This is a genomic window from Variovorax gracilis (genome assembly GCF_030317115.1).
Classification (GTDB): domain Bacteria; phylum Pseudomonadota; class Gammaproteobacteria; order Burkholderiales; family Burkholderiaceae_C; genus Variovorax; species Variovorax gracilis.
In genome coordinates this window covers 159,513-180,673 of the sequence record NZ_JASZYF010000008.1, presented here as the reverse complement: position 1 = coordinate 180,673, position 21,161 = coordinate 159,513, and the positions used below count along the sequence as shown (strand labels likewise).

The 21,161-nt window shown below is 63.9% G+C and carries 29 protein-coding genes and 1 tRNA gene; 8 read left to right on the top strand and 22 right to left on the bottom strand.

Going from position 1 to position 21,161, the window contains the following annotated elements; genetic code table 11:
- Positions 1–81 precede the first annotated feature (81 nt).
- From QTH97_RS17795 to QTH97_RS17770, 6 genes are read left to right on the top strand one after another with little or no spacing between them, the layout of a single operon-like run.
- On the top strand, positions 82–2,439 hold the full coding sequence (locus tag QTH97_RS17795; protein ID WP_286569702.1) for a bifunctional salicylyl-CoA 5-hydroxylase/oxidoreductase: 2,358 nt from the start codon (positions 82–84) through the stop codon (positions 2,437–2,439).
- 1 nt (position 2,440) lies between these two features.
- On the top strand, positions 2,441–2,914 hold the full coding sequence (locus tag QTH97_RS17790; protein ID WP_286569701.1) for a MarR family winged helix-turn-helix transcriptional regulator: 474 nt from the start codon (positions 2,441–2,443) through the stop codon (positions 2,912–2,914).
- Positions 2,911–3,765 (top strand): enoyl-CoA hydratase family protein, encoded by an 855-nt coding sequence (locus QTH97_RS17785; RefSeq protein ID WP_286569700.1) that lies wholly within the window; start codon positions 2,911–2,913, stop codon positions 3,763–3,765. The genes QTH97_RS17790 and QTH97_RS17785 overlap by 4 nt, the downstream gene beginning before the upstream one ends.
- A gap of 3 nt (positions 3,766–3,768) precedes the next feature.
- Positions 3,769–4,962, top strand: a complete 1,194-nt coding sequence (locus QTH97_RS17780) for an acyl-CoA dehydrogenase family protein (protein WP_286569699.1) — start codon at positions 3,769–3,771, stop codon at positions 4,960–4,962.
- Complete coding sequence (locus QTH97_RS17775; RefSeq protein ID WP_286569698.1) at positions 4,959–6,578, top strand: AMP-binding protein; 1,620 nt, start codon at positions 4,959–4,961, stop codon at positions 6,576–6,578. The genes QTH97_RS17780 and QTH97_RS17775 overlap by 4 nt, the downstream gene beginning before the upstream one ends.
- Positions 6,575–6,967 (top strand): RidA family protein, encoded by a 393-nt coding sequence (locus QTH97_RS17770; RefSeq protein WP_286569697.1) that lies wholly within the window; start codon positions 6,575–6,577, stop codon positions 6,965–6,967. Before QTH97_RS17775 ends, QTH97_RS17770 begins: the two co-directional genes overlap by 4 nt.
- 208 nt (positions 6,968–7,175) lie before the next feature.
- On the opposite strand, the gene QTH97_RS17765 is transcribed toward QTH97_RS17770, so the two are convergent.
- The 19 genes from QTH97_RS17765 to rplN form a co-directional block, all read right to left on the bottom strand.
- A tRNA-Met gene (locus QTH97_RS17765) sits at positions 7,176–7,252 on the bottom strand.
- 18 nt (positions 7,253–7,270) lie between these two features.
- Entirely contained in the window at positions 7,271–7,672 is a 402-nt protein-coding gene (rplQ, locus tag QTH97_RS17760; RefSeq protein ID WP_286569696.1) for a 50S ribosomal protein L17, read from the bottom strand.
- 84 nt (positions 7,673–7,756) lie between these two features.
- The gene (locus tag QTH97_RS17755; protein ID WP_028250818.1) at positions 7,757–8,746 is read right to left on the bottom strand and encodes a DNA-directed RNA polymerase subunit alpha; all 990 of its coding nucleotides are present in this window, start codon (positions 8,744–8,746) and stop codon (positions 7,757–7,759) included.
- Between the two features lie 130 nt (positions 8,747–8,876).
- Positions 8,877–9,500 (bottom strand): 30S ribosomal protein S4, encoded by a 624-nt coding sequence (gene rpsD, locus QTH97_RS17750; protein WP_286569695.1) that lies wholly within the window; start codon positions 9,498–9,500, stop codon positions 8,877–8,879.
- Positions 9,501–9,631: 131 nt separating this feature from the next.
- On the bottom strand, positions 9,632–10,036 hold the full coding sequence (gene rpsK / locus QTH97_RS17745; protein WP_009124825.1) for a 30S ribosomal protein S11: 405 nt from the start codon (positions 10,034–10,036) through the stop codon (positions 9,632–9,634).
- 12 nt (positions 10,037–10,048) lie between these two features.
- Positions 10,049–10,414 carry a 30S ribosomal protein S13 gene (gene rpsM / locus QTH97_RS17740; RefSeq protein WP_019653977.1) on the bottom strand — a complete coding sequence of 122 codons (366 nt, stop codon included), beginning with the start codon at positions 10,412–10,414 and terminating at the stop codon, positions 10,049–10,051.
- Positions 10,415–10,438: 24 nt separating this feature from the next.
- Positions 10,439–10,552, bottom strand: coding sequence for a 50S ribosomal protein L36 (gene rpmJ / locus QTH97_RS17735; protein ID WP_038201958.1), 114 nt, complete (start codon positions 10,550–10,552; stop codon positions 10,439–10,441).
- A 33-nt stretch (positions 10,553–10,585) separates the two neighbouring features.
- A complete protein-coding gene (gene infA, locus QTH97_RS17730) occupies positions 10,586–10,804 on the bottom strand; it encodes a translation initiation factor IF-1 (protein WP_286569693.1) in 219 nt (72 codons plus the stop codon).
- 6 nt (positions 10,805–10,810) lie between these two features.
- On the bottom strand, positions 10,811–12,121 hold the full coding sequence (secY, locus tag QTH97_RS17725) for a preprotein translocase subunit SecY (protein ID WP_286569692.1): 1,311 nt from the start codon (positions 12,119–12,121) through the stop codon (positions 10,811–10,813).
- Positions 12,122–12,146: 25 nt separating this feature from the next.
- Positions 12,147–12,578: a 50S ribosomal protein L15 gene (rplO, locus tag QTH97_RS17720; RefSeq protein WP_286569691.1), complete on the bottom strand. Its 432-nt coding sequence runs from the start codon at positions 12,576–12,578 to the stop codon at positions 12,147–12,149.
- A gap of 24 nt (positions 12,579–12,602) precedes the next feature.
- On the bottom strand, positions 12,603–12,788 hold the full coding sequence (rpmD, locus tag QTH97_RS17715) for a 50S ribosomal protein L30 (RefSeq protein WP_009124818.1): 186 nt from the start codon (positions 12,786–12,788) through the stop codon (positions 12,603–12,605).
- 15 nt (positions 12,789–12,803) lie between these two features.
- A complete protein-coding gene (rpsE, locus tag QTH97_RS17710; protein WP_028250822.1) occupies positions 12,804–13,322 on the bottom strand; it encodes a 30S ribosomal protein S5 in 519 nt (172 codons plus the stop codon).
- Positions 13,323–13,340: 18 nt separating this feature from the next.
- The gene (rplR, locus tag QTH97_RS17705) at positions 13,341–13,706 is read right to left on the bottom strand and encodes a 50S ribosomal protein L18 (protein WP_286569831.1); all 366 of its coding nucleotides are present in this window, start codon (positions 13,704–13,706) and stop codon (positions 13,341–13,343) included.
- Positions 13,707–13,720: 14 nt separating this feature from the next.
- On the bottom strand, positions 13,721–14,254 hold the full coding sequence (gene rplF / locus QTH97_RS17700; RefSeq protein WP_286569690.1) for a 50S ribosomal protein L6: 534 nt from the start codon (positions 14,252–14,254) through the stop codon (positions 13,721–13,723).
- Positions 14,255–14,278: 24 nt separating this feature from the next.
- Positions 14,279–14,674, bottom strand: a complete 396-nt coding sequence (gene rpsH, locus QTH97_RS17695) for a 30S ribosomal protein S8 (protein WP_286569689.1) — start codon at positions 14,672–14,674, stop codon at positions 14,279–14,281.
- Positions 14,675–14,694: 20 nt separating this feature from the next.
- Positions 14,695–15,000 (bottom strand): 30S ribosomal protein S14, encoded by a 306-nt coding sequence (gene rpsN / locus QTH97_RS17690; protein ID WP_068674578.1) that lies wholly within the window; start codon positions 14,998–15,000, stop codon positions 14,695–14,697.
- A gap of 8 nt (positions 15,001–15,008) precedes the next feature.
- The gene (gene rplE / locus QTH97_RS17685; protein ID WP_028250827.1) at positions 15,009–15,548 is read right to left on the bottom strand and encodes a 50S ribosomal protein L5; all 540 of its coding nucleotides are present in this window, start codon (positions 15,546–15,548) and stop codon (positions 15,009–15,011) included.
- Positions 15,549–15,559: 11 nt separating this feature from the next.
- Positions 15,560–15,877: a 50S ribosomal protein L24 gene (rplX, locus tag QTH97_RS17680; protein ID WP_286569686.1), complete on the bottom strand. Its 318-nt coding sequence runs from the start codon at positions 15,875–15,877 to the stop codon at positions 15,560–15,562.
- Positions 15,878–15,890: 13 nt separating this feature from the next.
- The gene (gene rplN, locus QTH97_RS17675) at positions 15,891–16,259 is read right to left on the bottom strand and encodes a 50S ribosomal protein L14 (RefSeq protein WP_028250829.1); all 369 of its coding nucleotides are present in this window, start codon (positions 16,257–16,259) and stop codon (positions 15,891–15,893) included.
- A gap of 269 nt (positions 16,260–16,528) precedes the next feature.
- Between rplN and QTH97_RS17670 the strand changes: the two genes are divergently transcribed.
- Both QTH97_RS17670 and proC read left to right on the top strand, forming a co-directional pair.
- The gene (locus tag QTH97_RS17670) at positions 16,529–17,644 is read left to right on the top strand and encodes an esterase-like activity of phytase family protein (protein WP_286569684.1); all 1,116 of its coding nucleotides are present in this window, start codon (positions 16,529–16,531) and stop codon (positions 17,642–17,644) included.
- Between the two features lie 3 nt (positions 17,645–17,647).
- On the top strand, positions 17,648–18,505 hold the full coding sequence (gene proC / locus QTH97_RS17665) for a pyrroline-5-carboxylate reductase (protein ID WP_286569683.1): 858 nt from the start codon (positions 17,648–17,650) through the stop codon (positions 18,503–18,505).
- Positions 18,506–18,521: 16 nt separating this feature from the next.
- On the opposite strand, the gene ubiA is transcribed toward proC, so the two are convergent.
- The 3 genes from ubiA to QTH97_RS17650 form a co-directional block, all read right to left on the bottom strand.
- Complete coding sequence (ubiA, locus tag QTH97_RS17660) at positions 18,522–19,361, bottom strand: 4-hydroxybenzoate octaprenyltransferase (protein ID WP_286569830.1); 840 nt, start codon at positions 19,359–19,361, stop codon at positions 18,522–18,524.
- Positions 19,362–19,428: 67 nt separating this feature from the next.
- On the bottom strand, positions 19,429–20,022 hold the full coding sequence (locus QTH97_RS17655) for a Dps family protein (protein WP_286569682.1): 594 nt from the start codon (positions 20,020–20,022) through the stop codon (positions 19,429–19,431).
- 135 nt (positions 20,023–20,157) lie between these two features.
- Positions 20,158–21,123 carry a LysR substrate-binding domain-containing protein gene (locus QTH97_RS17650; protein ID WP_286569681.1) on the bottom strand — a complete coding sequence of 322 codons (966 nt, stop codon included), beginning with the start codon at positions 21,121–21,123 and terminating at the stop codon, positions 20,158–20,160.
- Positions 21,124–21,161: the final 38 nt, after the last annotated feature.

Sequence of the window (21,161 nt, the reverse complement as noted above, 5' to 3'; positions counted from 1 at the left end):
CCCCGTCAACTGGGGCCCCGCCACGCAATCCCGGGCTCACCCGGGTTGACATCAGATCGTTTATGTCTAAACTATTTATCCATGAATAGCTTCACTCCGAATCTTCAGCGCATCCTGTGCATTGGCGGCGGCCCTGCGGGGCTGTACTTCGCATTGCTGATGAAAGCCCGCCAGCCGGGTCTCGAAGTCACGGTGATCGAGCGCAACCGCCCGTTCGACACCTTCGGCTGGGGCGTGGTGCTCAGCGACCAGACGCTGGCCAACCTGGCCGCGGCGGACGCCGAGACGGCGACCATCATTGGCCGGGAGTTCCACCACTGGGACGACATCCAGGTCTTCTTCAAGGGCCGGCAGGTGCGCTCCGGCGGCCACGGCTTTTGCGGCATCGGGCGCAAGCGGTTGCTGAACATCCTGCAGGAGCGCTGCCTCGCGCTGGGTGTCAACCTGGTCTTCGAAACCGATGCCACGGACGACCAGGCGCTGGCCGAGCAGTACAACGCGGACCTCGTGATCGCCAGCGACGGCCTCAACAGCCGCATCCGCCAGCGCTACGCGGAGGTGTTCGAGCCCGACATCGACCTGCGGCAATGCCGCTTCGTCTGGCTGGGCACGAACCAGACCTTCGACGCCTTCACCTTCGCCTTCGAGAAGACCGAGCACGGCTGGTTCCAGGCCCACGCCTACCAGTTCGACGACAAGACCTCGACCTTCATCGTCGAGACGCCGGAAGAAGTCTGGCAGGCGCACGGCCTGGACAAGATGGAGCAGCCGGAAGCCATCGCCTTCTGCGAAAAGCTCTTCGCGAAATACCTGGACGGCCATTCGCTCATCAGCAATGCCACCCACCTGCGCGGCTCGGCCAACTGGATCCGCTTTCCGCGGGTGGTCTGCAAGCACTGGACGCACCGCGTCAGCGTCAACGGCAAGACCGTGCCGGTCGTGCTGATGGGCGACGCGGCGCACACGGCGCATTTCTCGATCGGTTCGGGCACCAAGCTCGCGCTGGAAGATGCGATCGACCTGGCGAACGAGTTCGCCTCGGGCGGTGGCATCGATCACGTGCTGGAGGCCTACGAGGCACGCCGCAGCGTCGAGGTGCTGAAGATCCAGAACGCCGCACGCAACTCGACCGAGTGGTTCGAGAACGTTCAGCGCTACACCGGCATGGAGATCGAGCAGTTCGCCTACTCGCTGCTCACGCGCTCGCAGCGCATCAGCCACGAGAACCTGCGCCTGCGCGATACCGAATGGCTGGGCGGCTACGAGCAGTGGCTGTCGGGCGGCAAGGCGCTGCCGCCGATGCTGATGCCGCTCACCGTGCGTGGCCTGACGCTCAAGAACCGCATCATCGTGTCGCCGATGGCGACCTACAGCGCGGTCGACGGCATTCCGCAGGACTTCCTGCTCGTGCATCTCGGTGCGCGCGCGCTCGGCGGTGCCGGCATGGTGTTCGTGGAGATGACCAGCCCGACGCCCGAAGGCCGCATCACGCCGGCCTGCACCGGGCTCTACAACGACGCGCAGTCCGCAGCCTTCAGGCGCATCGTCGACTTCGTGCACACGCAGTCGAGCGCGAAGATCGGCATGCAGCTGGGCCACAGCGGGCCGAAGGGTTCCACCCAGGTGGGCTGGGAAGGCACCGACGAGCCGCTGCCCGAAGGCAACTGGCCGCTGCTGGCCGCCAGTGCGCTGGCCTATGGCGAGCAGAACCAGTTGCCCGCCCAGATGACGCGCGCCGACATGGACCGGATGCGTGACCAGTTCGTCGAATCCACCCGGCGCGCCGCCGAAGCCGGCTTTGACTGGCTGGAGCTGCACTGCGCGCACGGCTATCTGCTGTCGTCCTTCATCAGCCCGCTGACCAATCTGCGCACCGACGAATACGGCGGCGACATCGACAACCGGTGCCGCTATCCGCTCGAAGTCTTCCGTGCGATGCGTGCGGCGTGGCCGGCGGACCGTCCGATGAGCGTGCGCATCTCGGCCCACGACTGGGCGCCGGGCGGCAACACCGACGCCGATGCGGTGGTGGTGGCACGCGCCTTCAAGGACGCCGGCTGCGACTTCATCGACGTGTCATCCGGCCAGACCACGCGGGCAGCGAAGCCGGTGTACGGCCGCATGTACCAGACGCCGTTCGCGGACCGTATCCGCAACGAGGTCGGCATCTCCACGATCGCGGTCGGCGCCATCACCGACGCCGACCAGGCCAACAGCATCATCGCGGCCGGTCGCGCCGACCTCTGCGCCATCGCTCGCCCGCACCTGGCCGACCCGGCATGGACGCTGCACGAAGCAGCCAAGCTGCAGAACCGCGACGTCGACTGGCCCAAGCAGTACCTGAGCGGCCGCGACCAGATGTACCGCGAGATCTCCAAGCAGCAGCAACTCGCGGCAGCCATGGCGGCGGCGCCGCGCGTCCCGGAAGAGGAGCAATAGCATGGACCTCGAAGCGCGCGCGCACAGCGAGCACCCGGATGAACTCCGGCTCTGGCTGCGCCTCCTGACTTGCACCCAGCTGATCGAGAAGCAGGTTCGCAACGAATTGCGCGAGCAGTTCGCCACCACCCTGCCCCGCTTCGACCTCATGTCGCAGCTGGAGCGCTCGCCCGACGGGATGAAGATGAACGAGCTGTCGCGCCGAATGATGGTCACCGGCGGCAACGTCACCGGCATCACCGATCAGCTGGTGACCGAAGGCCTCGTGGAGCGGGTGGACGTCGCAGGCGACCGCCGCGCCTGGCGTGTGCGCCTCACGGCGCGCGGCCGCAAGCTCTTCAACGAAATGGCGCAGCAGCACGAGGCCTGGATCTGCGATGCGTTCTCGGCGCTGAGCCCCAAGGAAATCGCCCAGTTGCACAAGCTGCTCGGCAAGGTCAAGCAACACTCACACCAAATGGCGGAGACTCTATGAAGCACTACATCGGCGCGGACAGCCCCATGCGCGCACAGTTCGAACCCAAGGCCGCGTACGCGGCCGAGCATTTCTCGTGGTCCTTCGACGCGGGCGTCGGCACCATCACGCTGAACCGGCCCGAGCGCAAGAATCCGCTGACTTTCGATTCGTACGCCGAACTGCGCGATCTCTTTCGCGCGCTGAACTTCGCCACCGACGTGAAGGCCATCGTCGTCACAGGCGCAGGCGGCAACTTCTGCTCCGGCGGCGACGTGCACGAAATCATCGGCCCGCTCACGCGCATGCGCATGCCCGAGTTGCTGGAATTCACGCGCATGACCGGTGATCTGGTGAAAGCCATTCGCCACTGCCCGCAGCCCATCGTCGGCGCGATCGATGGCGTGTGTGCCGGCGCCGGCGCGATGATCGCGCTGGCTTGCGACATTCGCTACGGAACGCCTGCGACGCGCACTGCGTTCCTGTTCACGCGTGTCGGGTTGGCTGGCGCCGACATGGGCGCCTGCGCGCTCCTGCCTCGAATGATCGGCCAGGGTCGTGCGTCCGAGTTGCTCTTCACCGGCCGCGCGATGACGGCACAGGAAGGCCACGCCTGGGGCTTCTTCAACGCACTGCACGAGAGCAATGCGCTGTTGGCCGCCGCCACCGCGACCGCGCGCGATCTTGCGGAAGGCCCGAGCTTTGCACACGGCATGACCAAGACCATGCTGTCGCAGGAATGGTCCATGACCATCGACCAGGCCATCGAGGCCGAGGCGCAGGCGCAAGCGATCTGCATGCAGACCGAAGACTTCAAGCGCGCTTACGAGGCCTTCGCGGCCAAGCGCAAGCCCGTGTTCGGGGGGGATTGATCCATGGCTGCATCTGCTGTCGACCCCTCCACGGCGCACCTCGCGCTGCCCTTCTTCGACGACGTGCATCGCGCGCTCGCGCGTGACCTGCTGCCTTGGGCGTCCGGGCAGGAGGTCGACGAACGCGACGATCGTGCCGCTTGCCGCGACTGGGTCCGTCGGCTCGGCCAAGGCGGCTGGCTGCGATATTGCGTGCCGGCCGCGTCCGGCGGTGCGCTGGACCGGCTGGATTCGCGCGCCCTGGTGCTGCTGCGCGAGACGCTCGCGTTCCACTCGCCGCTGGCGGACTTTGCGTTCGCGATGCAAGGACTGGGCAGCGGCGCGATCACGCTGGCAGGCGCGCCGGAGCAGCACTCCGGCTACCTCGCGCCGGTGGGTCGTGGCGAGAAGATCGCGGCTTTCGCGCTCAGCGAACCCGATGCGGGTTCGGATGTCGGGGCGATGGCAATGCGCGCCGAACCCACTGCCGACGGATGGCGCCTGACGGGCGAGAAGACCTGGATCAGCAATGGCGGCATCGCCGACTTCTACTGCGTGTTCGCGAAAACCGACCCGACGGCCGGATCGCGCGGCATCACGGCCTTCATCGTCGACGCGAAGACGCCGGGGCTCGACACCTCCGGCCACATCGAAGTGATGGCGCCGCACCCGCTGGCGACCTTGCGCTTCGACGGGTGCACCGTGCCGCGCAGCGCGCAGCTCGGCGAGTTGAACGGCGGGTTCAAGCTGGCGATGCGCACGCTCGACATTTTCCGCGCCTCTGTCGCCGGCGCCGCGCTCGGCATGGCCCGGCGCGCGTTGTCCGAAGCCATCCAGCACGCGCAGAAGCGGAAGATGTTCGGCCAGACGCTGGCGGACTTCCAGCTCACGCAAGCCAAGCTCGGCGAGATGGCCGCGCTGATCGACAGCGCCGCATTGCTCACCTACCGCGCCGCCTGGATGCGCGACGACAGCGAACGCCGCGGCGAGCCCGCCACCGGCGATCTCACCGCGGCCGCGGCCATGGCCAAGATGTGCGCCACCGAGAACGCCAGCCGCGTGATCGACATGGCGCTGCAAATGCATGGCGGGCTCGGCGTGAAGGTGGGCACGAAAGTCGAGAGCCTCTATCGAGACATCCGCTCGTTGCGCATCTACGAAGGCGCAACGGAAGTCCAGCAACTGATCATTGGCAAGGCCGTCCTGAGGAACAAATGACCCCAAGTGCCCAGATCGATCGCTTCGTGCATGACCGGCTGCCCCCGGCGGATCAGCTACCGATCTTCCGGTACGACCTGCCTGAGCTCCGCTTGCCGGACCAGCTGAACCTTGTGGAGGAACTGCTCGACAAGGCCCTGTCCAAGGGCTTCGCCGACAAGCCGATGCTGCGCTCGCCGGCCCGGACGTTCACCTACGCGCAGGCCGCGGTGGAGGTCGACCGCATCGCCCAGGTGCTGACCGAAGACCTGGGACTCGTTCCCGGCAACCGCGTGCTGCTGCGCGGCGGCAACTCGGTCGCGATGGCGCTGGCATGGCTCGCGGTGGTCAAGGCCGGGCTGATCGCGGTCGCCACCATGCCGCTGCTGCGCGCCAAGGAGCTGGGCGACATCATCGAGAAGTCGCAGCCGGTCGCCGCGCTGTGCGAAGGCAAGCTGCTCGACGAGTTGCAGACGGCGCAACAGGCGCATCCGGTGCTCGCGACGATCGTGGCTTTCAACCGTCCCGAAGCGGCCGATTCCTTGGAGGCGCGAGCTTCCACCAAGCGCGATGCCTTCAAGGCCTGTCCGACGGCTGCCGACGACATCGCGTTGCTGGCCTTCACCTCCGGCACCACCGGCAAGCCCAAGGCGCCGGTGACGACGCACCGCGACGTGCTGGCAATGTGCCAGACCTGGCCGCGCCATATCCTCAAGGCCGGCAGCGACGACATCGTGGTCGGGTCTCCCCCGCTGGCATTCACCTTCGGGCTCGGCGGCCTGCTGATCTTCCCGATGTGGGCCGGTGCGTCGGTGTACTTCCACGACACGCCGTACACGCCGGAAACCATGGTGAAGGTGATTCGCGATGTCGGCGCCACCATCTGCTACACCGCGCCCACCTTCTATCGGCAGATGGCGGCCTTCGCCAAAGCGGCCGGCATGCCGAGCCTGCGCATCAGCGTGAGCGCCGGCGAGGCTTTGCCCGACGCGACGCGGCAGCTCTGGAAGCAAGCCACCGGGATCGAGATGCTGGATGGCATCGGCGGCACCGAGGTGTTTCATATCTACATCTCGGCGGCCGGCAACGACGTCCGGCGCGGCGCCGTCGGCAAGGCCGTGCCGGGCTTCACCGCGAAGATCGTGGACGACGAGGGCAACGACGTGCCGCGCGGCACGGTCGGCAGGCTGGCCATCATTGGGCCCGTCGGTTGCCGCTACCTCGACGATCCCAGGCAGGCCGACTACGTGCGCAATGGCTGGAACTACCCCGGCGACGCATTCGTCGAGGACGAGGACGGCTACTTCTTCTACCAGTCGCGCGCCGACGACATGATCGTCACGGCGGGCTACAACGTCGGTGGGCCGGAGGTCGAGGATGCGCTCCTCAAGCACCCGGCTGTCGCCGAATGCGGCGTGATCGGCAAGCCGGATGAAGAGCGCGGAATGATCGTCAAGGCGTTCTGCGTGCTCAAGCCCGGCCATACAGGCGACGCGGCATTGGTCAAGGCACTGCAGGACCACGTCAAGGCAACCATCGCTCCTTTCAAATACCCCCGGGAAGTTGCATTCGTCGCGAGCCTGCCGCGCACCGAAACCGGGAAACTCCAACGATTCAAACTGAGGCAATTGACATGATGAAATTCTTGCAGCCCCCTGGCTGGCTGCCCCCCAAGGGCTATGCAAACGGCGTCGCCGCGCGCGGGACGATGGTGTTCGTCGGAGGACAGATCGGGTGGAATGGGCAACAGCAGTTCGAATCCGACGATTTCATCGAACAGACGGGTCAGGCCCTGCGCAACATCGTCGAAGTGCTGCGTGAAGCTGGCGCGGGGCCCGAACACATGGTCCGCATGACCTGGTACGTGGTGGACCGCGACGAGTACAACCGGCGCCTGGGCGAACTGGGTCCCGTCTACCGAGAGGCCATGGGAAAGAACTTCCCGGCGATGACTTGTGTACAGGTGGCGGCGCTGGTCGAATCCCGTGCCAAAGTCGAGATCGAGGTCACAGCGGTCATACCCTGACCATTTCCGAGGCTTCGCGCGCTTCGTGTCGGTTCGCCCACCCCCTCGCAGGGGGCAATGCCGGCGGGCCGGCGGCGGCGGACCCGTCGCATTCCTGGAAAACAGAGACCGGCGGCAGGTGTTTCTCGACGCTGCGGCGCAAAAACAAAAAAGCCCACAGAAGTGGGCTTTTTTGTTTTCATCGGCAACTTTCAGTCGCCGGGAAATTTGGTTGCGCGAGCAAGATTTGAACTTGCGACCTTTGGGTTATGAGCCCAACGAGCTACCAGGCTGCTCCATCGCGCGGCAAGATGGAATTATAGCTTATTCTGCGGCGTTTTGCTCGTCGGCAGAAACTTCAGTGATTTCAGGACGGTCGACCAGTTCGACCAGCGCCATCGGCGCGTTGTCGCCCACGCGGAAACCCATCTTCAGGATGCGGGTGTAGCCGCCCGGACGCGCCTGGTAGCGCGGGCCGAGTTCGCCGAAGAGCTTCACGACGCTGTCGCGGTCGCGCAGGCGGTCGAATGCGAGGCGCTTGTTGGCAACGGTGGGCTTCTTGGCCAGCGTGATCATCGGCTCGATGACGCGGCGGAGTTCCTTGGCCTTGGGGACCGTCGTCTTGATGACTTCGTGCTCGATGAGCGAGTTCATCATGTTCTGCAGCATCGCGAGGCGGTGCGAGCTGGTGCGGTTGAGTTTGCGGAGTCCGTGTCCGTGACGCATGGTGCTTTCCTTTACTTTATAAAAACAGGCAGCCGTGTCAGGTACTGCCCGGTGCACTGCGGCCCTCGCGGGCCGCCAAAAAAATCAGCGCTTGTCGAGGCCGGCCGGCGGCCAGCTTTCGAGCTTCATACCCAAGGTCAGGCCGCGAGAAGCGAGCACTTCCTTGATTTCGTTGAGCGACTTGCGACCCAGGTTCGGAGTCTTGAGCAGCTCGTTTTCGGTGCGCTGGATCAGATCACCGATGTAGTAGATGTTTTCGGCCTTCAGGCAGTTAGCCGAACGGACCGTGAGTTCGAGTTCATCGACCGGGCGCAGCAGGATCGGATCGAATTGCTGGGCACTGCGCGGTGCGGGAGCATCGAATGCAGCGAGTTCGCCACCTTCGAGCTGCGCGAACACAGCCAGTTGCTCGACCAGGATTTTAGCCGAGGCGCGGACCGCGTCTTCGGCCGTGATCGCGCCATTGGTTTCGATCTCGACCAGCAGCTTGTCCAGGTCGGTGCGCTGTTCGACGCGGGCGCTTTCAACCGTGTAGCTCACGCGCTTGACGGGCGAGAACGACGCATCCAGCACGATACGGCCGATCGACTTCGTCGGCTCGTCCGCATAGCGGCGCATCGTGCCGGGCACGTAGCCGCGACCCTTTTCGACCTTGATCTGCATGTCCAGCTTGCCGCCTTGCGACAGGTGGGCAATCACGTGGTCGGGATTGATGATCTCGACGTCGTGCGGCGTCTGGATGTCCGATGCCGTGACCGCGCCTTCGCCGTCCTTGCGCAGGCTCAGCGTGACTTCATCGCGGTTGTGGAGCTTGAACACCACGCCCTTGAGGTTCAGCAGAATGTTGACGACGTCTTCCTGCACACCATCGATCGACGAGTACTCGTGCAGCACGCCGGCGATCGTGACTTCGGTGGCCGAATAGCCGACCATCGACGACAGCAGAACGCGACGCAGTGCATTGCCGAGCGTGTGGCCGTAGCCGCGCTCGAACGGCTCGAGCGTGACCTTGGCCTTGTTGGCCGCGAGTTGCTCGACCTGGATGGTCTTGGGTTTCAGCAGGGTGGTTTGCATGCAGACTTCCTCTCAATACCCCCGGCTCGTTACACCGGTAAGGCTGGTGAAGCACCTGACCCGCAGCGAAGTGCGAGGCAGGAACGTGAACAAAAATATCGGCCCGCGCCCGTAGGTGCGAGCTGAAAAATCAACGCGAATAGAGTTCGACGATCAGCGATTCGTTGATGTCGGCTGCGAATTCGTCGCGATCAGGAACCTTCTTGAAGGTGCCTTCGGCCTTGTCGGCATTCACTTCGACCCAAGCCGGAATTCCGACTTGCTGGGCCAGTTGAAGCGCCTCGGCGATACGGGTCTGCTTCTTCGACTTGTCGCGCACCGCGATGATGTCGCCAGTCTTGACCAGGTACGACGGGATGTTGACCGACTGGCCGTTCACCGTGATCGCCTTGTGCGACACCAGTTGGCGTGCTTCGGCGCGGGTCGAGCCGAAGCCCATGCGGTAGACGACGTTGTCCAGGCGCGATTCGAGGATGAACAGCAGGTTCGCGCCGGTGTTGCCACGGCGGCGATCGGCTTCCTCGAAGTAGCGGCGGAACTGCTTCTCGAGCACGCCGTACATGCGCTTGACCTTCTGCTTCTCGCGCAGTTGCAGGCCGAAGTCGGAGGTGCGCTGACCCGAGGTGCGGCCGTGCTGGCCGGGCTTGGAGTCGAACTTGGCCTTGTCCTGGATCGAACGGCGGGCGCTCTTCAGGAACAGGTCGGTGCCTTCGCGGCGGGAGAGTTTGGCCTTGGGGCCGAGATAGCGTGCCACTTGATCTTCCTTCTGTGTCATCTACCGCACTGGGGTGCGGGAGCCGTCAGCGGCGTGCCGACAGCGGTGGGCTTGTTGAAAAAACAAAATGCGCAGCCGCTGTGAAGCGGGCTGCGCCGGGCGTCTTCGCCTTAGATGCGACGACGCTTTTGCGGACGGCAGCCGTTGTGCGGCACCGGGGTCACGTCGGCAATGGAATTGATCCGGATGCCGAGAGCGGCCAGGGCGCGCACCGACGATTCGCGACCAGGACCGGGGCCCTTGATCTCGACGTCGAGGTTCTTGATGCCTTGCTCGACCGCAGCGCGGCCGGCGACTTCAGAAGCGACCTGCGCAGCGAACGGCGTCGACTTGCGCGAGCCCTTGAAGCCCTGACCACCCGAAGACGCCCACGACAAGGCGTTGCCCTGGCGGTCGGTGATCGTGATGATCGTGTTGTTGAACGAGGCGTGCACGTGTGCAATGCCGTCCGCAACGTTCTTGCGAACCTTCTTGCGAACGCGTTGTGCAGCGTTGTTGGCAGGAGCTTTAGCCATGCTGGTCTATCCTTATTTCTTCAGGGACTGCGCTGCCTTGCGCGGACCCTTGCGAGTGCGAGCATTGGTGCGCGTACGCTGGCCGCGCATCGGCAGGCCGCGACGGTGACGGAAGCCGCGATAGCAACCGATGTCCATCAAGCGCTTGATGTTCATCGTCGTTTCGCGACGCAGGTCACCTTCGATGGTGAAGAGTGCGATCTGGTCGCGGATCTTCTCCAGATCGGCGTCGGTCAGATCCTTGATCTTCTTCGAATACTCGATGCCGCTCGCTTCGCAGATCTTGCGGGCGCGGGTGCGACCGATGCCGAAAATGGCGGTCAGGCCGATTTCAGCGTGCTTGTGCGGCGGAATGTTGATGCCAGCAATACGTGCCATGTGCGTCCTCTAATACTCGTTCAATCAACCCTGGCGCTGCTTGTGGCGCGGGTCGGTACAGATCACACGCACCACACCCTTGCGGCGGATGATCTTGCAATTACGGCAAATGGTTTTGACCGAAGCCGAAACTCTCATTTCATTCTCCTAAAACTCTTTCAACCCGGCGACTCATTTCGCCCGAAACACAATGCGCGCCCGGCTCAAGTCGTAGGGCGTCAACTCAACGGTGACTTTGTCACCAGGAAGGATGCGGATGTAGTGCATCCTCATCTTTCCGGAAATATGTCCGAGGACGATGTGGCCATTTTCCAGCTTCACCCGGAATGTTGCGTTGGGAAGGTTTTCCAGAACCTCACCCTGCAGCTGGATGACATCGTCCTTCGACATCTACACCTACGAAGTCTTGAAATTGGCTTTCTTTAGCAGTGACTCGTACTGCTGAGACATCATGTAGTTCTGTACCTGGGCCATGAAGTCCATCGTGACAACCACGATGATCAACAGGGAGGTGCCGCCAAAATAGAACGGCACGTTGTATTTGAGGATCAGGAACTCCGGCAGCAGACAGACGAAGGTGATGTACACCGCGCCGGCCAACGTCAGGCGAACCAGGATCTTGTCGATGTAGCGCGCGGTCTGGTCACCAGGACGAATGCCCGGGATGAACGCACCGCTCTTCTTCAGGTTGTCGGCCGTTTCGCGGCTGTTGAACACGAGCGCCGTGTAGAAGAAGCAGAAGAACACGATCGCGGCAGCGTACAGCAGCACATAGATCGGCTGACCCGGGCGCAGGGCGCTCGCGATGTCCTTGATCCAGCGCATGCTCTCGCCAGTGCTGAACCAGCCCACCACGGTGGTCGGCAGCAGGATGATCGACGATGCGAAGATCGGCGGAATCACCCCGGCCATGTTCAGCTTCAGCGGCAGGTGCGACGACTGGCCACCGTAGACCTTGTTGCCCACCTGGCGCCGCGCATAGTTCACGAGGATCTTGCGCTGGCCACGTTCGACGAACACCACGAAGTAGGTCACGAGCACCACCACCGCCACGATGAACAGTGCGACGAGCACGTTCATGGCACCGGTGCGAACCAGTTCCAGCAAGCCGCCGATCGCGCTCGGCAGGCCGGCTGCGATACCCGCAAAGATCAGGATCGAGATGCCGTTGCCGAGACCACGCTCCGTGATCTGCTCGCCGAGCCACATCAGAAACATCGAGCCAGCGGTGAGGCTGACCATGGCCGTGATCCGGAAGCCGAAGCCGGGCGAAATCACCAGGCCGGCCGAGGACTCCAGCGCCACTGCAATGCTGAACGACTGGAACAGGGCCAGTGCCAGCGTGCCGTAGCGGGTGTACTGCGTGATCTTGCGACGACCCGCTTCGCCTTCCTTCTTCAATTGCTCGAAGGTCGGCACCACGTAGGTCATCAGTTGCATGATGATCGACGCGGAGATGTACGGCATGATGCCCAACGCGAACACGGTAAAGCGCGACAGGGCGCCGCCCGAGAACATGTTGAACAGGCTCAGGATGCCGCCTTGCTGGCCTTGGAACAGCTGCGCGAGTTGGTCCGGATTGATGCCCGGCACCGGAATGTGAGCCCCGATGCGATAGACCACGAGCGCGAGCAGCAAAAAGACGAGCCGGCGACGCAGGTCACCGAACTTGCCTGTTTTTGCGAGCGTTGCCGCGTTGGTTGCCACGAAGTACTTCTTTCAGTCCGTGTACTTAGGCGATGCTGCCGCCAGCGGCTTCGATCGCAGCCTTGGCGCCGGCGGTTGCGCCGATGCCCGTCAGCTTGACGGCCTTGGTGAGCTCGCCCGACTTGATGACCTTGACCACCTTGGCGATCTGGCCGACCAGGCCGGCTTGCTTCAGCGCCAGTACGTCGACTTCGGCCAGGCCGAGTTGCTCGAGCGCGGCCAGCGTCACTTCGGCGTTGTACTTCAGCAGGTGCGACTTGAAGCCACGCTTCGGCAGGCGACGCTGCAGCGGCATTTGACCGCCTTCGAAGCCGACCTTGTGGAAACCGCCTGCACGCGACTTCTGACCCTTGTGACCGCGACCCGCGGTCTTGCCGAGGCCGGAGCCGATACCACGGCCGACGCGGCGCTTGGCGTGCTTGGCGCCGGCTGCCGGCTTGATGCCATTGAGTTCCATATACGTCTCTCTCAGCGACTCTGTTTAGAGCACTTTGACCAGATAACTGATCTTGTTGATCATGCCGCGCACCGCGGGCGTGTCCTGCAGCTCGCTCACGCTATTGAGCTTGCGCAGGCCCAGACCACGCACGGTGGCGCGATGCGATTCCTTGGTGCCGATCGGGCTCTTGACCAGTTGCACCTTGAGGGTTTGTTGTTGCGTCGTCATCTCGATACTCCCGGTTTAGGCGAAGAGTTCTTCGACGGTCAGACCACGCTTGGCAGCCACTTCGGATGCCGTCGTCGAGTTCTTCAACCCGTCGAGCGTGGCGCGAACCATGTTGTAGGGGTTCGACGAACCATGGCTCTTGGCCACGATGTCGGTGATGCCCATCACTTCGAACACGGCGCGCATCGGGCCGCCGGCGATGATGCCGGTACCCTTCGGGGCCGGGATCATGACCACCGAGGCGGCGCCATGGTGGCCCGTCACGCGGTGATGCAGCGTACCGTTCTTGATCGAGATCTTCGCCAGGTTGCGACGTGCTTCTTCCATCGCCTTCTGCACTGCGGCCGGCACTTCCTTCGACTTGCCCTTGCCCATGCCGACGCGACCGTCGCCGTCACCCACCACGGTGAGTGCTGCGAAACCGAGGATACGACCACCCTTCACCACCTTGGTGACGCGGTTGATCGCGATCATCTTCTCGCGCAAACCGTCTTCGGGGCCTTCGTTCTGCGTTCTTGCCTGAATCTTTGCCATTTTGAATCTCGTGTCCGGTTAGAACTGCAGGCCAGCTTCGCGAGCTGCATCGGCCAACGCCTTGACGCGGCCGTGGTACGCGAAACCTGCGCGATCGAAAGCGACCTTCTCGACGCCGGCAGCCTTCGCCTTTTCAGCGATGCGCTTGCCGATGGCGGTTGCCGCAGCGGTGTTGCCGCCCTTGCCGGAACCACCCAGCGCGGAACGCACTTCGGCTTCGGCCGTCGATGCGGTGGCAATCACCTTGGAGCCGTCGTCGGAGATGACGGTGGCGTAGATGTGCAGATTGGTGCGGTTCACCGTCAGACGCGCCACGCCTTGCGTTGCAATGCGGATACGGGTCTGGCGCGAGCGGCGAAGACGCTGTGCTTTTTTGGTCAACATCATTTTGCTGCCCCTTATTTCTTCTTGGTCTCTTTGATCACGATCTTCTCGTCCGAGTACTTGATGCCCTTGCCCTTGTAGGGCTCAGGCGGACGAACAGCGCGGATCTCAGCGGCCACTTGGCCAACACGTTGGCGGTCGGCACCCTTGATGACGATTTCGGTCGGCGTCGGGGTCGCCACCGTCACGCCCTGGGGCATGTCGAAGTTGACCGGATGCGAATAACCGACTTGCAGGTTGAGCTTGGCACCTTGAGCGGCAGCCTTGTAGCCCACGCCGACGAGGGCGAGCTTCTTCTCGAAGCCCTTGGTCACGCCGACGACCATGTTGTTCACCAGCTGACGGAACGTGCCGCTCATCGCGTTCGCTTCACGCGAATCGTTGGCGGGCTCGAAACTCAGCTTGCCATCATTGCTGGAGACATTGACCAGCGCATTGCGCTGCAGGCTGAGCGTGCCGCCCGTGCCCTTGACGTTGATCTGGTCTTCCTTGATCGACACATCCACGCCTGCGGGGATGGTGACCGGCATTTTTCCTACTCGGGACATTTCAGTTTCTCCTCGATGTCTCGGTTAGGCGACGTAGCACAGCACTTCGCCACCGACACCGGTAGCGCGCGCCTTGCGGTCGGTCATCACGCCCTTGGGGGTCGTGACGATGGCAACGCCGAGGCCGTTCTGGACTTGCGGAATGGCTGCGCTGGCCTTGTAGACACGCAGGCCAGGACGGCTCACGCGCTCGATGCGCTCGATGACCGGACGGCCAGCGTAGTACTTCAGCGCGATTTCGAGCTCGCTCTTGCCGGCTTCGGTCTTGACCTTGAAGCCGTCGATGTAGCCCTCGTCCTTCAACACCTGTGCGATCGCGATCTTCACCTTGGAAGACGGGACCGACACGGTGGGCTTCGCCACCATCTGCGCGTTACGGATACGCGTCAGCAGGTCGGCAATGGGATCACTCATGCTCATGTTGTTTGCTCCTGCCTGGCTTACCAGCTGGCCTTGGTGACACCGGGGATGTCGCCATTGAAAGCCAGTTCGCGGATCTTGGCGCGGGCCAGACCGAATTGACGGAAGGTGCCACGCGGACGACCGGTGATTTCGCAACGGTTGCGCTGGCGCGTCGGGTTGGCGTTACGCGGGAGCTTCTGCAGACCCAGGCGGGCAGCTGCGCGCTCTTCGTCGCTCTTCTTCGCGTCGTTGGCGATCGCCTTCAGTTCCGCATGCTTGGCGGCGTACTTTGCGACCAGTTTTTCTCGCTTGAGCTCGCGCTCGATCAAAGCTACTTTAGCCACAAACCACCTCAGTTCTTGAACGGGAAACGGAAGCCAGCGAGAAGCGCCTTGGCTTCTTCGTCGGTCTTGGCCGTCGTCGTGATGCTGATATTGAGACCGCGCAGGGCATCGACCTTGTCGTATTCGATCTCAGGGAAAATGATCTGCTCTTTGACGCCGATGTTGTAGTTGCCGCGGCCGTCGAAAGCGCGGCCGGAGATCCCGCGGAAGTCGCGAACGCGCGGCAGTGCCACGGTCACGAAACGATCCAGGAATTCATACATCTGCACACCGCGCAGCGTGACCATGCAGCCGATCGGCTGGTTCTCGCGAATCTTGAAGCCGGCGATCGCCTTCTTCGACTTGGTCACGACGGGCTTCTGGCCCGCGATCTTGGTGAGGTCGGCGACAGCGTTGTCGAGGACCTTCTTGTCGGCGACTGCTTCACCCACGCCCATGTTGAGCGTGATCTTGGTCAGACGCGGAACCTGCATCGGCGAGGTGTAGCCGAACTTTTCGGTCAGGTCCTTCGCGACTTTCTCGCGATAGTGTTGTTGGAGACGTGCCATGTGAGTACCCCTTAGGCGAGCTTGATTTCTTCGCCGCTGGACTTGAAGACGCGCACGCGCTTGCCGTCCGTGACCTTGATGCCGACGCGATCGGCCTTGCCGGTCGCAGCATTGAAGATCGCCACGTTGGATTGGTGAATCGGCATGGCCTTCTCGACGATGCCACCGGTCGTACCCTTGAGGGGGTTCGGCTTGGTGTGCTTCTTGACGATGTTGATGCCGTCGATGATCAGATGCGAATCATCCTTGCGCAGCGACACAGTGCCGCGCTTGCCCTTGTCGCGCCCGGCCAACACGATGACCTGGTCGCCTTTGCGAATCTTGTTCATGGCGTTGTTGTCCTTACAGAACTTCGGGGGCCAGCGACACGATCTTCATGAACTTCTCGGTGCGCAGTTCGCGCGTGACCGGTCCGAAGATGCGGGTGCCGATGGGCTCCAGCTTAGCGTTGAGCAACACTGCTGCGTTGCCGTCGAACTTGACGAGCGAACCGTCAGCACGACGGATGCCCTTGGCGGTGCGGACCACCACTGCGCTGTAGATCTCGCCCTTCTTGACGCGACCCCGCGGAGCGGCTTCCTTGACGCTGACCTTGATGACGTCGCCCACGCTGGCATAACGCCGCTTGGAGCCACCGAGCACCTTGATACACAGGACGGATTTCGCGCCCGTGTTGTCGGCCACATCGAGCCTGGATTCAGTTTGGATCATTTTGTGATATTCCCAACTTGTACCGTTTGCCGCCCCGGACACTCCGGAACAGATCTGCGGTCAGTCTTGGGCCCGTCGTCCACGCACCAAAACCACTTCAGTGCGCTTCCGCTGGGCAGAAGCTTTCGCCTTTTCAAGCGAAGCCTGCGATTGTCACATAGTCTGCCGGCTTCGTCAACAACCTGCGCTGCGCAAGTTTGCAAAACCGTAGACTTCGGGGCGTGCACGAGCGCCCATCCACACTTTCAACGCCGGTTACCCGCCGCCAGATGCTGGTCGCTGCGGCGATTCCCCTCGCAAGCGGGATTGCGGGATGCAAGAGTGGAATCGCTGTGGCGCCGGGCCCACAGCAGCTGCGGCTTGTCGCCGAAGCACGTTGGCCGCATCGACTGGGTTTTCAAGGGACGGCGGTCGGAGGATTGTCCGGCATCGACTACGACCCTCTCCGACGTGAGTACCTGCTTCTCAGTGATGACCGGTCAGACCTGGCACCGGCTCGTTTCTACAGTGCACAGTGGTCCGCCGCACCCGGGGCCGAGGCACCTCGCCTCGTCGATGTCGCCGTGTTCCGGCAAGCCGACGGCACGCCGTGGCCATCGCGCCGGCGCGCCCCCCGGAACACGCCGGTTCCCGATCCTGAAGCACTCCGCTTGCGGCCGGACACCGACACGGTCCTCTGGACCAGCGAGGGCGATGCGCCACGCGGATTCGGCCCGACGCTCTACGAATCCAGACGCGACGGTGCGCTGATCCGCGAAATCCCGCTCCCCGACACATTCCAGCCCGACCCGACAGGCCGGCGCGGCACGAGGGACAACCTGGGCCTGGAAGGTTTGGCATTGACCCCCGACGCAACCCACGCCTGGCTCGCGATGGAGAGCGCGCTGATTCAGGACGGCCCCATCCCGACCGTGGCGGCGCCGGGCGGGCCCTGCCGGTTCACGCAGATCGACCTGGCAACCCGCAAGGCCACCCGCCAGATCGCCTACCTCCCGGACGCGATCCCGTTGCGCCCCCTGGTGCCGGGCATGCCCGCCGACAACGGCGTCAGCGAGGTGCTGATGATCGACGCCCACCGCATGCTGGTCCTGGAGCGCGCCTACGCCACCGGGGTCGGAAATTCGCTGAGGCTCTACGAGATCGATACCCGCACCGCCACCGATACCCTGGCCCTGGAAGCGCTGAGCCCGGACAATCACACTGCCGCGCCCAAGAAGCTGGTCGCCGACTTCGCCGCACTGGGCCTGTCCCGCCTGGACAACAGCGAGGGCCTGTGCTGGGGCCCCGATCTGCCGAACGGCAGCCGACTGCTGGTCGCGGTGAGCGACGACAATTTCAATCCGCTGCAGATCACCCAGTTCGCAGCATTCGAATTCACCGGATAAGTCATGAACATCGCAGTCACTTTCCTGCCCCGCCGTGAGCCGGAACCCTTGCCACCCGTCGCGTTCATCGGCGGCGGCAACATGGCCAGCGCCATCATCGGCGGGCTGATCAAGCAGGGCGCGCCCGCGGAATCCTTCGAAGTCGTCGAGCCGTTCGCCGAAGCCCGCGCCAGGCTCGCTCACGATTTCGGCATCACGGCACAGGCCGAAGCCGGCAGCGGCCTGGCGCGCTGCGAGGTCGTGGTCTGGGCGGTCAAGCCGCAGAGCTTCGCCGAGGCGGCCAAGCCGGTGCGCGGCCTGGCGCCCGACGCCCTCCATCTCTCGGTCGCCGCGGGAATTCCGTCCGACAGCATTGCCCGCTGGCTCGGCACGGAGCGGGTGGTTCGCGCCATGCCCAATACGCCGGCGCTCGTCGGACAGGGCATGACCGGTCTCTTTGCGCGCGAAGCCGTGGACAGCGGTGGTCGGAAACTGGCCGAACAGGTACTTGCCCCGACTGGCGACCTGATCTGGGTCGACGCCGAAACGGCACTCGACGCCGTCACGGCGATTTCGGGCTCAGGTCCGGCCTATGTCTTCTATTTCATCGAGGCGATGACGGAAGCCGGCGTGGACCTCGGCCTGACGCCGGAACAGGCGCACCAACTCGCTGTAGGCACATTCACCGGCGCCTCCGCCCTGGCCAGCAGCGCGACCGAACCGCCGGCGGTCCTGCGCCAGCGCGTGACATCGAAGGGCGGCACCACGTACGCCGCCATCACGGCCATGGAGAGTGCCGACATCAAGGCGAAGTTCAAGGACGCCATTCGCGCCGCGCATCAGCGCGCCGCCGAGCTCGGCCGGGAATTCGGGGGCGGCTGAAGAAAGACAGCCTCGATCACCGCAACGCGTAGCCGGCCACGACGCCGGCGAACACGGTGAAGCCCAGCCAGTGGTTGAGCCGGAAGGCCTTGAAGCAGCCGTCGCGCGTCCGGTCCTGAATGAGCCGCCAGTGCCATAGCGCTTGCGCAGCCGCCATTCCGACGGCGATGAAGAAGATCGCGCCCAGCGACTTGCCCGCACCCGCTCCGGCCCACACGGCCAGGAAAATCGCATAGCTCGCCATGACGATCGCAACGTCGAACCGCCCGAAAGTGATGGCCGAGGTTTTCATGCCGATCTTGAGATCGTCGTCGCGGTCGACCATCGCGTACTCGGTGTCGTAGGCCAGCACCCAGAACAGATTGCCTGCGAGAAGCCACCAGGCCAGCGCGGGCACCTTGCCCTGCACCGCTGCAAAGGCCATCGGAATGCCGAAGCTGAACGCAATGCCCAGCACCGCCTGCGGAATCGAGACGAAGCGCTTCGCAAACGGATAGACCAATGTGACTGCCAGCGCCGCGAAGGACCACAGCACCGTGACGCGATTGGTCGTCAGCACCAGTCCGAACGCTGCGAGCGCGAGCACGGCGCCGACGACCAGCGCCTCCGCTACAGAGATCGCACCGCTGGTGACGGGCCGCTGCGCCGTGCGCTTGACGTGGCGATCGAAGTCCCGGTCGGCCACGTCGTTGACGCAACACCCGGCACTGCGCATGAGGATGGTGCCGAGCACGAACACGATGAGCAGGTGCCAGCCCGGCCATCCGTCGGCCGCAAACCAGAGGGCGCCCAGCGTCGGCCAGAGCAAGAGCAGCCAACCCGCCGGGCGATTCCAGCGGATCAGGTCGAGGTACAACGCAAAACGCCCGCGATGCGGCGCGGGCGCAGGCTGGGCCGCGCCCGTGGCGGGGCCGGCGGCGGGATCAGTCTTCAAGCAGCGAACGCAGCATCCAGGCCGTCTGGTCGTGCACAGTGCAGCGCGCGGTCAGCATGTCGGCGGTCGGATCGTCGCCGGCCTCTTCGGCCACGGGAATGAATTCGCGCGCGATGCGCGAGACGGTCTCGTGCCCCTTCACCAGGATGCGCACCATCTCCATCGCCTTGGGCGGGTTCTGCGGCACATCCGGCACGGTCGCAATCTTGCTGAACTCGGCGTACGAACCCGGTGCGTAGTGGCCCAGCGCGCGAATGCGTTCGGCGATGACGTCCGTGGAGCCCCAGAGTTCGGTGTACTGGGTCATGAACATCGCATGCAGCGAGTTGAAATGCGGACCCGTCACGTTCCAGTGGAAGTTGTGCGTGGTCAGGTAGAGCGTGTAAGTGTCCGCCAGCACGCGGCTCAAGCCCTCGGCGATGGCTGCGCGGTCCTGGCGGTCGATGCCGATGTTGATGATCGGGGCATTGCGGCTGCCGGACTCTTCAGCGACCACCACGCCGCCCTTCTTGGGCACCTTGCCGGCGGATGCGGACGGTGCGGCAGTGACGGGCGACTTGGGTTTCTTCACGACTTTGGCCATGGTGATGAGATCTTTCTTCAGTGGATTGACGGCAAAAAACGCAGGAAGGCCGGGCGCGGGCCCCGCAACAGCTGCACTCTATCGCAGGTGTCGCGGCCGGGACGCACCGGGTTCGTAGGCTGATGGCGCAATTTGCTACGAGAGACGCTTGACGCCCGGCAGTTCGCACGCATAGATCGCATTGCGCAGGGCCGCGATGGCTTCATACCGCGTGAAGCTTCGCCGCCACGCCAGCACCACGCGTCGCGTCGGCGGCTCGCCGCCCTGCGTGTCGCGCACTGGAACGTAGCGCACGATCTGCTCGGGCTCCTTGCGGCTCCTGCTCTTGGGCTTGAGCGCATCGGCCGGCACCGAGAGGCGCGGCACCAGCGTCACGCCCATGCCTGAGGCAACCATGTGCTTGATGGTCTCCAGCGACGAGCCTTCGAAGCTCTTGCGGATGCCTTCGGCGTTGCTTGAAAAGCGGGCGAACTCCGGGCACACCTCCAGCACGTGGTCGCGGAAGCAGTGGCCGGTGCCCAGCAGGAGCATCGTCTCCTTCTTGAGCTCGTCGGAGGTCACGGACTCGCGGTCCGCCAGCGGGTGATGGGCCGGCAGCGCCGCGACGAAAGGTTCGTCGTAGAGCGGCGCCATGGCCAGCCCCGTGTCGGGGAAAGGCTCGGCCATGATCGCGCAATCGATCTCGCCGGCGCGCAGCATCTCGAGGAGCTTGGCGGTGAAGTTCTCCTGAAGCACCAGCGGCATCTGCGGCGTGCGCGCGATGTTCTGGCGCACCAGGTCGGGCAACAGGTAGGGGCCGATGGTGTAGATCACGCCCAGGTTGAGCGGACCGGACAGCGGGTCCTTCCCGCGCTTGGCGATTTCCTTGATGCTTGCGGCCTGGTCCAGCACGCTCTGCGCCTGCTGCACGATCTGCTCACCCAGTGGCGTGACCGAGACCTCGCCGGCACTGCGCTCGAAAAGCTTGACCTCGAGTTCGTCCTCGAGCTTCTTGATCGCGACCGACAGAGTGGGCTGCGAGACGTAGCAGGCTTCCGCGGCCTTGCCGAAATGCCGCTCGCGTGCCACGGCGACGATGTATTTGAGTTCCGTAAGCGTCATAGTTTTCGTCAATTATGCGCACGGGGTCCCGGGACCGG